Source organism: Cellulomonas sp. JH27-2 (genome assembly GCF_014837175.1).
Lineage (GTDB): Bacteria > Actinomycetota > Actinomycetes > Actinomycetales > Cellulomonadaceae > Cellulomonas.
Window position 1 is genome coordinate 89,416 of sequence record NZ_JACYFR010000006.1, and the last position, 14,154, is coordinate 103,569.

At 71.9% G+C, this 14,154-nt stretch carries 12 protein-coding genes; 5 read left to right on the plus strand and 7 right to left on the minus strand.

The window, feature by feature from the left end:
* Positions 1-38 precede the first annotated feature (38 nt).
* On the minus strand, positions 39-1,490 hold the full coding sequence (locus tag IC607_RS16415; RefSeq protein ID WP_191788497.1) for an MFS transporter: 1,452 nt from the start codon (positions 1,488-1,490) through the stop codon (positions 39-41).
* A gap of 82 nt (positions 1,491-1,572) precedes the next feature.
* Here IC607_RS16415 and IC607_RS16420 point away from each other — a divergent pair, with 82 nt between their 5' ends.
* Together IC607_RS16420 and truB are read left to right on the plus strand one after the other, a co-directional pair.
* A complete protein-coding gene (locus tag IC607_RS16420) occupies positions 1,573-2,190 on the plus strand; it encodes a TetR/AcrR family transcriptional regulator (protein WP_225225225.1) in 618 nt (205 codons plus the stop codon).
* On the plus strand, positions 2,187-3,140 hold the full coding sequence (gene truB / locus IC607_RS16425; protein WP_191788498.1) for a tRNA pseudouridine(55) synthase TruB: 954 nt from the start codon (positions 2,187-2,189) through the stop codon (positions 3,138-3,140). Before IC607_RS16420 ends, truB begins: the two co-directional genes overlap by 4 nt.
* A 24-nt stretch (positions 3,141-3,164) precedes the next feature.
* On the opposite strand, the gene IC607_RS16430 is transcribed toward truB, so the two are convergent.
* The 4 genes from IC607_RS16430 to IC607_RS16445 form a co-directional block, all read right to left on the minus strand.
* Positions 3,165-3,950 (minus strand): alpha/beta fold hydrolase, encoded by a 786-nt coding sequence (locus tag IC607_RS16430; protein ID WP_191788499.1) that lies wholly within the window; start codon positions 3,948-3,950, stop codon positions 3,165-3,167.
* Between the two features lie 66 nt (positions 3,951-4,016).
* A complete protein-coding gene (locus tag IC607_RS16435; protein ID WP_191788500.1) occupies positions 4,017-4,319 on the minus strand; it encodes a DUF3349 domain-containing protein in 303 nt (100 codons plus the stop codon).
* Positions 4,319-4,540, minus strand: a complete 222-nt coding sequence (locus IC607_RS16440; protein WP_191788501.1) for a hypothetical protein — start codon at positions 4,538-4,540, stop codon at positions 4,319-4,321. The genes IC607_RS16435 and IC607_RS16440 overlap by 1 nt, the downstream gene beginning before the upstream one ends.
* A gap of 11 nt (positions 4,541-4,551) precedes the next feature.
* Positions 4,552-5,694 carry an inorganic phosphate transporter gene (locus IC607_RS16445; protein WP_191788502.1) on the minus strand — a complete coding sequence of 381 codons (1,143 nt, stop codon included), beginning with the start codon at positions 5,692-5,694 and terminating at the stop codon, positions 4,552-4,554.
* Between the two features lie 195 nt (positions 5,695-5,889).
* Between IC607_RS16445 and IC607_RS16450 the strand changes: the two genes are divergently transcribed.
* Positions 5,890-9,204 (plus strand): glycoside hydrolase family 9 protein, encoded by a 3,315-nt coding sequence (locus tag IC607_RS16450; RefSeq protein WP_370526336.1) that lies wholly within the window; start codon positions 5,890-5,892, stop codon positions 9,202-9,204.
* A 161-nt stretch (positions 9,205-9,365) separates the two neighbouring features.
* Entirely contained in the window at positions 9,366-10,352 is a 987-nt protein-coding gene (locus tag IC607_RS16455) for a bifunctional riboflavin kinase/FAD synthetase (RefSeq protein ID WP_191788503.1), read from the plus strand.
* Positions 10,353-10,467: 115 nt separating this feature from the next.
* Here the strand turns inward: IC607_RS16455 and IC607_RS16460 are convergent, their stop codons facing one another.
* Positions 10,468-11,634: a cellulose binding domain-containing protein gene (locus IC607_RS16460; RefSeq protein WP_191788504.1), complete on the minus strand. Its 1,167-nt coding sequence runs from the start codon at positions 11,632-11,634 to the stop codon at positions 10,468-10,470.
* A complete protein-coding gene (locus IC607_RS16465; protein WP_225225226.1) occupies positions 11,631-13,319 on the minus strand; it encodes a cellulase family glycosylhydrolase in 1,689 nt (562 codons plus the stop codon). Before IC607_RS16465 ends, IC607_RS16460 begins: the two co-directional genes overlap by 4 nt.
* A 376-nt stretch (positions 13,320-13,695) precedes the next feature.
* On the opposite strand from IC607_RS16465, the gene rpsO reads away from it, so the two are divergent.
* The gene (gene rpsO, locus IC607_RS16470) at positions 13,696-13,965 is read left to right on the plus strand and encodes a 30S ribosomal protein S15 (RefSeq protein ID WP_118766485.1); all 270 of its coding nucleotides are present in this window, start codon (positions 13,696-13,698) and stop codon (positions 13,963-13,965) included.
* Positions 13,966-14,154: the final 189 nt, after the last annotated feature.

Genomic DNA, 14,154 nt, shown 5'->3' on the forward strand with positions numbered 1-14,154 from the left:
GGGCGCGCCCGCTGCGACCATCGCTGCATCCACCGGGGTCAGGCGGCGGGTGCAGCACCCGCCGCGCGGCCCGTCGCGCGCGGCATGAACGCCGCGACGATCGCGCCGGCTCCCACGATCGCTGCGCCGACGAGCGCCGCGGGGGCCAGACCGTCGGCGTAGCCGGCCGGAGTCAGGGTCCCACCGGTGGCGGTGAAGACCGCGACCAGCACCGCGACGCCGACGGCGCCGCCCATCTCGCGCAGGGTGGAGTTCACCGAGCTGGCCGTGCCGTGGTCGTCGGGCGCCATGTCCGCCAGGACGGCGGTCGCCGATGGGGCGAACGTCAGGCCCATGCCGATCCCGGCGAGCGCCAGGCCGGGGACGAGGTCGACGTAGGTGCTGACGCCACCGGCGACGGCGAGCCCCTGCCATGCCAGGCCCGCCGACTGCAGGGCGAGCCCTGCCGTCAGGAGAGGGCGCACACCCAGGCGCGGCGCGAGCATGCCGGCGATCGGCGCCACGATCATCGGGGCGGCAGTCCATGGCAGCGTGCGGATGCCGGCCTGGAGCGGGCTGTAGCCCAGCGCGATCTGCAGGTACTGCGAGAGGACGAACACCGTGCCGAACACGCCCGCCGAGAACAGGAACGCGCTCGCGTTCGTGACGGCGAACGAGCGCACGCGGAACAGGCGCAGGGGCACGAGCGGGTGGTCGGTCCGGGACTCGCGCACCAGGAACGCGGCGACGAGCGCGGCCCCGAGGACGAGCCCGCCGGCGACGGGGGTGGACGTCCAGCCGTCGTCGTTGCCGTGGATGACGGCCCACACGATCGCGACGACGCCCGCCGCGGCGAGCGCCAGCCCCAGGAGGTCGAGGCGCTGGCGCCGACCGAACGACTCGGGCAGCGCGTACCGGACCAGCGGGATCGCGACGAGCGCCACGGGCACGTTGAGCCAGAAGATGGCCTCCCACGAGATCCCCTGCACCACCGCGCCGCCGATGACGGGTCCGAGCGCGACGCCGAGGCCGGACACGCCGCCCCAGACGCCGATCGCCATGGCCCGCCGTGCCGGCGGTACAGCGGCGGCGAGCAGGGTCAGCGACAGCGGCATGATCGCCGCGGCACCGGCCCCCTGGACGGCGCGGGCGGCGATGAGGGCTCCTGCGCTCGTGGCGAGCGCGGAGGCGATGGACGCGAGCGCGAAAACCGTGATGCCGCCGACGAAGACGCGTCGCCGGCCCCAGCGGTCGCCGAGGGTGGCGGCCGCGATCATGAGCGACGCGAAGCTCAGCGTGTAGGCGTTGACCATCCACTGCAGCTGCTCGAGCGACGCCGGCAGCTCCGTGTGCAGGACCGGGAGCGCAGTGGTCATCACCAGGTTGTCGAGGGTCGCCATGAACATCGGCAGGGACGCGGCGACGAGGGCGATGGCGGTCCCAGCGCGGCGCGGCGTCCTGGATCGGGGGATCGGTGAGCGACGTTCGGCACGCTCGGCGGTGGCGGTCATCTCTGCTCCCTGCGTGAGGTTGTTGGCATTGAGTGATTACTAACAAGAACGACCGTAGGCATCGGCTGATAACCTTGTCAACATGTCCGAGCGAACTTCTCTGACGGCCGACACGGACGGCGACGTCGCGGCGACCGACCGACCCTCGTCGGGACGGATGTCGGGCGCCGAACGGCGCGACCAGATCCTCGGCGCGGCCCGGCGCGTCTTCGCCGAGGGCGGGTACGCGGCCAGCACCGACGACATCGCGCGGGCCGCGGGAGTGTCCCAGCCCTACGTCGTGCGGCTGTTCGGCTCCAAGCGTGACCTGTTCCTCGCGGCCTACCGGCAGGCGACGCAGGAGATCATCGAGGCGCTCGCCGCAGTCCCGGCTGGTCCGGACGCCGCGGAGCGGATGGGAGACGCCTACGTCTCCCTGGTCGCGGACCGGGACCTGCTCCGACTCGTCATGCACGGCTTCGTGGCGGCGGCCGACCCGGAGGTGGGACGCGCCGCGCGGCACTGCCTCGGTGAGTCGTTCCGGCTGTTCCGTGAGCGGGCGGGCGGGGACGACGAGGAGGCGGTGCGCTTCGTCTCCACGGGCATGCTGATCAACGTGATGCTGGCCGCCGACGCGCCCGCGCACCGGGGGCAGGACGCCGGCATGGACGCCCTCATGGCCTGCACGATCGAGGTCTCCGACCGCCGGCGGGACGCGTGACCCAGCCCGAGCGGCAGCAGCCCGCGCGCAGGCCTACGGCTCCCGACGGGCTCGTGATCGTCGACAAGCCGCAGGGGTGGACGAGCCACGACGTCGTGGCACGCATGCGACGCCTGGCGGGGACCCGCAAGGTGGGCCATGCGGGCACCTTGGACCCGATGGCGACAGGCGTCCTGGTGGTGGGCATCGGCCGCGCGACGCGCCTGCTCACGTACGTCGTCGGCGCGGACAAGGAGTACCTGGCAACAGTGCGCCTGGGCGTCACCACGACGACCGAGGACGCCGAGGGGGAGACGCTCGCGGTCACCGACGCGTCGCGCCTGGCCCACGACGACGTCGTCGCGGCGGCCGTCCCGCTCACCGGCGACGTCCAGCAGGTCCCGTCGGCGGTCTCGGCGATCAAGGTCGACGGGCAGCGGGCGTACGCGCGTGTCCGGGCGGGGGAGCAGGTCGAGCTCGCCGCGCGCCCAGTGACGATCTCGACGATTGAGGTCGGCGACTTGCGGGCCGCCGAGGTCGACGGCACCGGGGTGGTCGACGTCGACGTCCGCGTCGTCTGCTCGTCGGGCACCTACGTGCGCGCGATCGCGCGGGACCTGGGCGACGCCCTCGGGGTCGGGGGGCACCTGACCGCGCTACGGCGCACGCGCGTCGGCGGCTACACGCTCTCGCAGGCGCGCACCATCGACGACCTCGCGCAGACGTCCGACGACGTCCCGCTCGACGTGCTCGGCCTGGCCGACGCGGCTCGCGCCACGTTCCCGGTGCGCGAGCTGACCGAGGCCGAGGCGCGGGCTCTGTCGTACGGCCAGGCGATCGACGCCGACGACGCGGCGGTCGCGTCGTCCGGCGCCACGACGGCCGCGATCGGACCCGACGGCACGCTCGTCGCGCTGGTGGAGGCGCGGGCGGGCCGGGTCAGGCCGGCGCTGGTGTTCGCGCCGGCCTGACGGCTGGCCCTGAACCGGCGCAGGTCAGACGCCGACCAACGCCGCGACGGCTGCGGCCGTGGCCGCGGGATCCGGTGCATGGTCGCGGCCGGGGACCGTGGCGAGCCGTGCGCCCGGGATGGCGGCCGTGAGCGCGTCGGCGGACGCCGTGATGACGGGCCACGTGTCGTCGGCACGTAGCACGAGCGTCGGGACGCTGACCTCCGCGAACTGCGCGGCCTCCTGGTAGGCGTCCGTCACGGCCCAGTCGTAGACGAGGCTCGGCGCCACGGCCTCGAGCGCGGGCCACCACGGCTGGTCGCGTTGCCCGGCGACGGCCCGCGGCGGCAGCCCGATCACCCGGGTCTGGTAGAGCTCGACGGCGTCGCCGTGGCGGCCGGCAGCGACGAGCGCGTCGAGCTCGGGGCCGATGGTCGCGTCCCGTGCTGGCGCCCCGGGCACGACGACGGGCGCCTCCAGCACCACGAGCGAGGCGACGGGGACGTCCGCCAGCGCTGCGGCGAGCGCCAGGATGCCTCCTGACGAGTACCCGAGCAGGGTGACAGGGCCTTCGACGGCCGCGACGAGCGCCCGGACGTCGCCGATCTCGCGCTCCACCGCGCCCGCCAGGCCGCCGGTCTGATCGCCGCTCTCGCCGCGCGCACGCCGGTCGACGACGATGCCCCGCAGACCGTGCTCGGCGAGCGACTGCGCCAGCGGCACCAGCCGACCCCGGTCGTTCATCGCGCCCGGCAGAAGCAGCACGGCAGGCCCCGAGCCGACCTCCTCGAACGCGAGCCTCGTCCCGTCGTGCGTCGTGACCGTCCCCATGTCCCGCCTCCTGTGCCGCCCGCGCTCCCGCGGTAGTGGTCACGCTAGCCGGACGCGAGCCTGTCGTCAGTCGTCGACCTCGGCGAGCGGCCATCCGGCAGCGGCGAGCACCGCACTGACGCGCGCGACGTCGCCGGGCAGCGCCTCCTGCTCCAGGATCGCCTCGATCTCCTGCGCGACGGCGCCCTCGGTGGCACCGCCGCCCGGGTGGCTGAGCACGATGCGGTCCGCCACCTCGATGACCTCGTCGTGCGTGAGCTTGCGCTTGAGCAGGGCGAGGACGGCGACGTAGTCGTGCTCGGGGACGCCGCTGGGGTAGCCGGCGCGGAGCCAGTCGGTGACGCGCCGGATGGCGCCGTCGCGGGCCATCACTTGCCACCCAGAGCGAGGCGCAGCACGCCGGCGACGACCGCCGCGACGCAGATGCCGAAGCAGATCACCGCGCCGGTGACGTGCAGGGTGCGCGAGCCGCCTTCGCTGGGGGCGAGTGAGCGCACACCCAACGCGAAGATCGCCGGGATGCCGGCACCGAGCACCAGGCTGATGACCAGCACCTTGGAGAGCGCGGCCACGTCGATGTACTTGTCCATGCCCAGGCTCCTCAGGCGGTGGGGACGGGCTGCGCGGCGCGCTCGGGCTCCGCCCACTCGTCGTTGACGTTGTTGTGGTCCACGGACTCACGGCGGGACCGGATGACGAGGGCGCCGCTCGCGGCGACGAGGAGCGCGAGCACGATGATGGTGCCGAGCGCGCCGTCGATGAGGTGCTGGATGCCCTCGGCGGCCGCGCCGACCGCGGCGGCGGCCGGCAGCGTGATGAGCCAGGCGACAGCCATGCGGCGGGCCACGGACCAGCGCACCGGGGTACGGCGTCCCACCCCCGAGCCGAGGATCGAGCCGCTCGCCACGTGGGTCGTCGACAGCGGGTAGCCGAAGTGGCTGGAGATGAGGATGACGGCGGCCGACGAGGTCTCGGCGGCGAGGCCCTGCGGGGGCTGGATGTCGACCAGGCCCTTGCCGAGCGTGCGGATGACGCGCCACCCCCCGATGTAGGTACCGAGGCCGATGGCCAGGGCGCAGCCGATGATGACCCAGACGGGCACACCGGCGTCGGCGGGCAGCTCACCCCCTGCGATGAGCGCCAGGAGGATGATGCCCATCGTCTTCTGCGCGTCGTTGGTGCCGTGCGCCAGCGAGACCAGGGATGCGGAGCCGATCTGGCCCCAGCGGAACTCCTGTGACGTCTCCTTCGCGCCCACGCTGCGTGTGATGCGGTAGACGAGCCACGTGCCGACCATGGCGATGACGCCGGCGGCGAACGGGGCGATCAGGGCGGGGATGATCACCTTGGAGATCACGCCCGACCAGATGACGCCGCTGGTGCCCGCGGCGACGAGCACCGAGCCGATGAGGCCACCGATGATCGCGTGCGACGAGGACGACGGCAGTCCGAAGTACCAGGTCACGAGGTTCCAGATGATGCCTCCGCAGAGTCCGGCGAAGACGACCGACATCGTGACGGCGTCCTGTTCGACGATGCCCTTGGCGATCGTCGCGGCGACGGCGAGCGACAGGAAGGCGCCGACCACGTTGAGCACGGCGGACAGGAGCACGGCGACCTTGGGTCGCAGCGCCTTGGTGGCGATCGACGTCGCCATGGCGTTGGCGGTGTCGTGGAAGCCGTTGGTGAAGTCGAAGGCGAGCGCCGTGACGACCACGATCACGAGAAGAGGGGTTCCGTCCACGACGACGACGGTCCCGCGCCGCCATGACCGGTGCAAGGCCGGGCGGCAGTGTTCACGTCCGGTTCGCCTGGATGTCACCTTTGCGCGACAAGGGTTCCTTTTGTCCGGTGCCGCTGCTACGTTGCCCGGACAACCGAGAGCTCGCCTCTTGCCGTCCCGGCAGATGAGAGCGCTTCCATACCCCCAGGAGACAACGTGGTTTCCTTTCTTCCCCGCCGCCGTCACGCGGCGTCGCTGGGCGCGGCCGCCGCCGCGTCGATCACGGCCCTCGCCCTCGCTCTCGCGCCGTCCGCCGGCGCCAACCCGATCGACACGGTCCACGACTTCTCCGACGGTGCGCAGGGGTGGTTCAGCTACGGCGGGACCTCGTCGTCCTCGGTCCAGGACGGGGAGTTCTGCGTCGTCGTGCCGGCAGGCACCACCAACCCGTGGGACGTCGCGGCGCAGCACGACGACGTCACGATGGAGGCGGGCACGCAGTACACGGTGTCCTTCACCGCGCACGCCACCGCGGACGTGAACGTCAATCTCCGGGCGGGGATCGGGTACCCGGACGACGTGTCGTCGTCCGTTGCGCTCACGTCGACGCCGAAGGACTACTCCTTCTCGTGGTCGCCGGAGTTCAGCGGGAAGGGCAACACGTCCTTCCAGCTCGGCGGGCAGAGCGCCGACTACACGTTCTGCCTCGACGACTTCCAGATCGCGGGCGCCACCGAGCTGCTGGGCACGACGACGTTCGCGGGTGACACGCTGCCCGACGGCTGGTCGCTCCCCGCCGGCTGGGCGATCACCTCGGAGGCCGGCGACGACCACCTGTGCTTCGCGGTCCCTGCGTCGGCGGGCCAGTACGACGGCCTCGTCTACAACGGCGTCCCGGTCGAGGCCGACGGCAACTACGAGCTCTCCTTCACGGCGAGCGCGAGCAACAGCGCGACCGTCCGCGCGCTCGTCGGCGAGAACGGCGGCTCCTACCGCACGGCCTACGTCGCCAACCCGGACCTGACGCCGGACCTGAAGCCGTACTCGTACGGGTTCACCAGCTCGCTGACGTTCCCCGCCGACGAGGACCCGGTGGGTCAGGTGGCCATCCAGCTGGGCGCGCGCGGCGACTACACCTTCTGCCTCACCCAGGTGTCGCTGAAGAAGACGGCCACACCGCCGCCGCCGTACCAGCCCGACACGCGCAGCCGCGTCCGGGTCAACCAGGTCGGCTACCTGCCGGAGGGCCCCAAGCAGGCCACCCTGGTCACGGACGCGACCGACCCCGTGGCGTGGGAGCTGCACGACGGCAACGGCGCGACCGTCGCGCACGGGGACGCCACCCCGCGCGGCACGGACCCGACCTCGGGCCTGAACGTGCAGGTCATCGACTTCGGTGACGTCACGGCGACGGGGACGGGCTTCACGCTCGTGGCCGACGGTCAGACGAGCGACCCGTTCGCGATCGACGCGGACATCTACCAGCAGCTGCGGTACGACGCGCTCAACTACTTCTACCCGGTGCGCTCCGGCATCGCGGTGGACGTGCCCGACGACCGCTACGACCGGCCGGCCGGCCACGTGAGCGGACCCGACGGGGCGGTCAACAAGGGCGACCTGGACGTCGCCTGCCTCACCGCGGCGGAGGACGGCGCGAGCTGGTCGTACGGCACGTGGACGTGCCCGGAGGGCTACGCGCGTGACGTCGTCGGCGGCTGGTACGACGCCGGCGACCACGGCAAGTACGTCGTCAACGGTGGCATCGCCGTCTCGCAGCTGCTCAGCACCTACGAGCGCTCGCTGCACGCGAAGAGCGCGACGAAGGGTGCGCTCGCGGACGGCACCATGGACGTGCCGGCCGACGAGAGCGGCAACGGTGTCCCCGACGTGCTGGACGAGGCGCGCTGGGAGCTGCAGTTCTTCCTGGAGATGCAGGTGCCCGACGGGTCCGGCATGACGGTCTCCGCCACGGACGACCGCTCGCTCGACGGTCTCGTGCACCACAAGATCCACGACGTCGGCTGGACCGGCCTGGGCCTGCTCCCGTCGGCCGACCCGCAGCAGCGACGCCTCGCGCGCCCGTCGACGGCGGCCACGCTCAACCTCGCCGCGACGGCCGCGCAGGGCGCTCGCCTGTTCCAGAAGTACGACCCGGCGTTCGCGAAGAAGCTCCTGGCAGCGAGCAAGGAGGCGTACGCGGCGGCGAAGCGGGTCCCGGACCTGTACGCGCCAGCCTCTGCGGGCAACAACGGTGGCGGTCCGTACGACGACAGCGACGTGTCCGACGAGTTCTACTGGGCGGCCGCCGAGCTGTACCTGACCACGGGCGCCTCGTCGTACCGCAAGGACGTGGCGGCGTCCGAGCACCGCGACGACGACAGCTGGAGCCCGACGGGCTTCAGCTGGGGGAGCGTGGCGGCGCTGGGCCGCCTCGACCTGGCCACGTTGCCCAACACGTTCCGGGTGCAGGCCACGAAGAGCGTGGTCGCCGGGGCCGAGAAGTATCTGGCGCTGCAGCAGGAGCAGCCGTTCGGCACCGCGTACCCCGGCAACAAGGGGCAGTACGACTGGGGGTCGAGCTCGGCGGTGGTGAACAACCAGGTGGTGCTCGCCACGGCGTTCGACCTGACCGGGGACACCCGGTTCAGCCAGGCCGTCCTGGAGTCCATGGACTACCTGCTGGGCCGCAACGCCATGAACAACTCCTACGTCACCGGGTACGGCACGCAGTACTCGAGCCACCAGCACTCGCGCTGGCTGGTCCCGGCGATCGTCGGCTCGTTGGCCGGTGGCCCGAACTCGGTCCGCGGCACGTGGGACCCCGTGATGAACAGCCTGTTCCCGAGCACCAACCCCTGCACCCCGCAGATGTGCTACGTCGACAGCATCGAGGCGTACTCGGTCAACGAGGTCGCGGTCAACTGGAACTCGGCCCTGTCGTGGATCGCGTCGTTCGTCGCCGACCAGCACGCGGGTGCGCGCGCCGTGGCGCCGGTCGTGACCACGCAGCCCGCGTCGGTGACGGTGGACCTCGGCAAGAAGGCGACCTTCACGGCGGCGGCCTCCGGGCAGCCGGCGCCCTCGGTGCAGTGGCAGTCCCAGGCGCCCGGGAAGACGGCGTGGACCGACGTACCGAAGGCGCACGGCACGACGCTGAAGGTGACCGCGACCGCGGCCGTCGACGGCACCGCCTACCGCGCCGTGTTCACCAACGCGTCCGGCACCGCGACGTCCTCGCCCGCGACGCTCACGGTGCGTCGCGGGGCGCCGACGATCACCACGCAGCCCGCGAGCGTGACGGTGCGCGGCGGCTCGCTGGTGTACCTCTCGGTCGACTGGACCGCGTACCCGGCGGGGAAGGTGCAGTGGTACGCCAAGGCCGGCGGCTCGTGGGTCAAGGTCCCGCTCGCGACCGGCAAGGTGCTGCCCGTCTGGGCGCTCAGCATCCTGCCGCAGGACTACCGGGCGGTCGTGACGAACGCGGAGGGATCGGTGACGAGCGCCACGGCGCACCTCACGATCCGCCGCTGAGCGGTGCGCCGACGAGGCCCCGGACCGGACCGGTCCGAGGCCTCGTCGGGCGTGCGGGTACGCACCAGGGGGCTCGGGGTGGCAGGCTTGCCCGTCGGGCCCCGTGCGCGGGCCGGATCGGGTGACCGGTCGTGGGAGCCGATCGTCGGACAGGAGCGGGCGTGCAGCTGTGGCGTGATCTCGCCGAGGTGCCGGAGGGCTTCGGCCCGTCGGTGGTGACCATCGGCAATTTCGACGGTGTCCACCGGGGCCACGTCGGGGTGCTGCAGCGCATGTGCTCGGACGCACGGCACGCGGGCGCGAGCGCCGTCGCCGTGACGTTCACGCCGCACCCGCAGCAGGTGCACCGGCCCGAGTCGGCACCCCCGCGCCTGACGGGCGACGCCGACCGGCTCGAGCTCCTGGAGGCGACCGGCCTGGACGCCGTCCTGCTGCTCGACTACACCCTCGAGTTCGCCCGCCAGACGCCCGAGCAGTTCGTGCGGCGCTACCTGGTCGACGGGCTGGGTGCGCGCGTGGTCGTCGTCGGGCGGGACGTGCGGTTCGGCTGGAACAACAGCGGCGACCTCTCGACGATGGTCGAGCTGGGGCGCGAGCACGGCTTCACGGTCGAGGTCATCGAGGACGTGCGCCCCGCCGAGTCGGCCGACCCCGGGAGCGCCGAGGACCACGCCGCAGACCCGTTGCGTCGCCGGTGGTCGTCGACGTGGGTGCGCGAGCTGCTGGAGGCGGGTGACGTGGTGCAGGCCGCTCGCGTGCTCGGCCGCCCGCACCGGCTGCGCGGCGAGGTGGTGCACGGCGACGCGCGCGGGCGCGAGCTGGGCTTCCCGACCGCCAACCTGGCGCAGGACGCCGACGGCATGGTCCCGGCCGACGGCGTGTACGCGGGCTGGCTGCGTCGCGCCGACGGGTCCGTGCTCCCGTCAGCCGTCTCGATCGGCACCAACCCCACGTTCGACGGCGTCCAGCGCCGGGTCGAGGCGTACGTGCTGGACCGCACCGACCTGGACCTGTACGGCGAGACCGTGGTCCTCGAGCTCGTCGAGCGACTGCGTCCCACCCTGAAGTTCGACGGCATGGACGCCCTGATCGTGCAGATGCACGCGGACGTCGACCGCGTGCGCGAGGTGCTGAGCACCGGCGGGTGAGCGCCGCGAGGTAGAGACGCCGACCGCTCGAGGGCCTGCGGTCGACCGTGACGAGCGGAGGCCCTCGACCCGCCTGCTGTCGCGGGACGTGCCGAGGGCCTTCGCCGGCTCGTCGTCAGGACGTGGCGCAGGCGAGCGCGATGCCCGACGGTGCGTTGCCGTTCCCGACGAACCCGTACGTCGTCGATCCCTTGGCGGGCAGCGAGCCGTTGTACGGGGCGTTGCGCACGGAGACGTTCGACCCGCTCGTCGTCGCCGTGCCGTTCCAGAGGCTCTGGATGCTCTGACCGGACGGGAAGGCCCACGACGTGGCCCACCCGTTGATCGACGACGAGCCCGCGTTGGTGACGGTGACTGTGGCCTGGAAGCCGCCCTGCCACTGGCTGTCGACCTTGAGCGCGGCCGTGCAGCCGTTGCCCGACGGGGGAGTCGTGGGCTGCTGGGTCGGGGTGGTCGTCGGCGTCGGTGTGGGTGTCGTGGGCGGCTGCGTCGGCTGCGTGCCGTTCGTCGTCACCGAGAAGTTCGTCACCGCCAGGCCGGCGCCGCCGATCCACGGCTCGAACCCGGCCTGGATGCTGGTCAGCCACCAGCTCGTCGAGCCGTAGCCGCGGGCCACGACGTCGTCCCAGAAGCTCTTGACGGCAAAGCTCGCCGACGACGTCGGCTGCTGGCGGACGTAGGAGATGACGTTCCAGCCCGACGTGCCGAACCACACGTCCCAGGTCGCCCCGGCGATGCTGGCCGTGCCCACCTTCGAGCCGATCGGCTGGATCGACCCCGTGTGGTTGAGCCACACCATCAGCTCGGCGCCGTCGTTCTGGCCCGTCTTCGCGTTGGGCTGGGACTTGTTGAACCAGATGTCGTACGACGCGTCGTACGTTCCCGAGCCCGGGTACGTCATCGACACGCTCGTCGAGATTCCGGCGAAGGCCGAGCTGGACGTCTGGACGCCGTTCGGCGACAGGATGTCACCGCTCGGCGAGCAGTTGCCGTAGTGGCAGCCGTAGTACACCGACGGGTAGGACTTCGGTGCCCCGCTGGTCGACGACGTGCCGTCGGCCTGGTCGACCGTGAACCCGCTGCTCGTGGGTGTGATGCACTGCGTCGCGCTCGTGCCCCAGCGGTTGTTCTGGACGACGTAGCGACCCCCCTGGATCGTCGTGCTGCCGTACTGCTCGCAGATCTGCCCGGCCGCGGTGGCCGGCTGCGAGGTCAGCGCGAGACCGGCTGCCGCCAGCAGGCTCGCGGCGGCGGTCGCCGCGAGCGCCCGCAGCGCCCTCATGAGCACACCGCCCCGGCCAGCTTGACGCCCGTCGTCGGCAGCGCCGAGCTGGGGCCGTTCGCGACGAACCCGAGCTCGACCGACGCACCTGCGGCCAGCGACGTCGCCCACGTCGGTGCGCGGGCGGTGACCGTCGTGCCGCTCTGCGTGTAGGTCGCGTTCCAGCCGCTCTGGACGGTGTCGCCCGACGGCAGGGAGAACGTCGCCGACCACGGGTTGACCGCGGAGCTGCTCGTGTTCTTGACCGTGATCGACGCCTGGAAGCCGCCCGACCATGAGTTCGTCACCTTCACCGTCGCCGTGCACGCACCCGGGGTGGTGGTCGGCGTCGTGGTCGGCGACTGCGTGGGCGTCGGGGTGGGCGTGGGTGTGGTCGTCGGCGACTGCGTGGGCGTGGGCGTCGTCGTCGGGGTGGGCGTCGGCGTCGTCCCTCGCTTGACCGGCGGGACCAGGGCCGGCTGCAGGATGGCCTGCTTGTTCTGGTTCACCGTCACCCAGTCGTCCTGCACGATGCCGCCCGTGTCACCCGAGTCGGGGTTCCACGACCAGTACGTGAACGAGATGCCGTTCGTCTGCATGTACGAGACCAGCTTGGTCATCCACTGCACGTCCCGCGGGTCGCGCAGCGTGCTGCCGAACTCGCCGACGAGGACGGGGGCGATGTTCTGCTTGGCGATGTACCCGAAGAAGTGGTCCCAGACGGCCGGCAGGTTGTTCGGGAAGTCCGGGTGCTTGGTCGTGTCGAACCAGTCCTGGTGGTCGTAGACCGAGATGCCGTAGTCGTGCGCCGAGTAGACGAGCCGGTTGGGTGTGCTCAGGACCACCGGGTGCGCGGCGACACCGGAGAGGTTGCCTCCCCACCAGCCGCAGTCCATCGGGTCGTCGGGGATGTTGTCCCAGGCGTTGGCCGTCGCGCCGGACGGGCAGCTCACGCCCTCGACGACGATGAGCCAGCTCGAGTTCGTGGCGAGGATCGCGTTGCCGATGCGCTGAGCGGCGAGCTGCCAGTCACGCGCCGGGTCCCCGCAGCCCCAGCACGACCCGGTGCCGTTGGGTGCGGTGCCCTCGGCGTGGGGCTCGTTGAACAGGTCGGCGCCGACCACGGTGGGGTTGTTGGCGTACCGCGCCGCGAGCATCTTCCAGTCGGCGATCTCGCTCGCCTCCGAGACGGTCGAGGTGTACCAGAGGGGAGTCTGCCCCGCGGCGCTGGGGCGGTGGCGGTCGAGGATGATGCGCATGCCGAGCTGGCCGGCGTAGTCGACGACCTTGTCGAGGACCTGGAGCGGGGACAGGCCGTCGAGGTCGGGGTTCGAGTAGCTGTTGATGCTCGTCGCCTTGGCGCCGTCACGCAGCGAGTCGCCCGTGAACGGCACCCGGATGGTGTTGTAGCCGAGCGCGGCCATGTGGTCCATCTGCGACTTCCACGTCGCCGAGGCCCACAGGCCGTGGAACGTGTGGTTGTCGGTCTCCATCCCGAACCAGTTGAGGCCCGTCAGGCGCACGGTCGCGCCGGTGGCGTCGACGATCTGGCTCCCGTTGGTGTGCAGGTAGCCGGTTCCGGTCCCTGCCGCGGTAACCGCGGTCGCGGACGAGCCGGCGAGCGCGACGAGTCCGGTGGCCGCGAGGGCCAGCGACACCATCGTCGCGAGGAGACGGGCCACGGGGCCGCGTCCGGTGCTTGTCATGGATGCTCCGATCGAAGGGCGTGCACGCGCACGACGGTGGCGTGACGACATTGATGAGCCGAGGCGTCGAGCGGCGTGGGAGCGCTCTCGTCGTCGAGAACGCCGGAACCACGGGGCACGGCGGGACGGAGTGGATCACCGCCATGCAATCACCGGCGCGACGGGACAGGACACCACCTAAACGATGAAGTTCCCGAACTGCCCCGGGATCCGACCCGAAAGTTGCGTCCCCTCGAGCCGACCGGCTCCGAAGGCGGGCGGGGCTAGGCGCGACGGCGGGCTGGTAGCATGGGGACGCCGTCTGAACGGCCGCGGACAGAGAGAGCCCGGGTGGACAAGCCCCGGAGCACCGCGCAACGAACCAACCTGGAGAACTGTGCCCCTCGACAACGCCATCAAGGCGACCATCATGACCGAGTACGCCACGCACGAGGGCGACACCGGTTCCCCCGAGGTCCAGATCGCTGTTCTGACGCAGCGCATCAAGGACCTGACCGAGCACCTCAAGGAGCACAAGCACGACCACCACAGCCGCCGCGGTCTGCTGCTGCTCGTCGGTCGTCGTCGTCGCCTCCTCGGCTACCTGCAGAAGGTCGACATCAACCGCTACCGCGCGCTGATCGAGCGTCTCGGTCTGCGCCGCTGAACCCCCGGACCAGCCCGGACCCTGCGAAGGGGTCCGGGCTGGTCTGATGTTTGCCCCGGAGTCACCTGGCTCCGGCACGCTTGACCTGCACCACCAGCTACACCAGCACGATCCACCGCGTCGGCCCGCTCGTCCGGTCCTCGGTAGTGGCTTCCGGAACCTCGCGTTCCGGGGACCACGGTCGAAGAC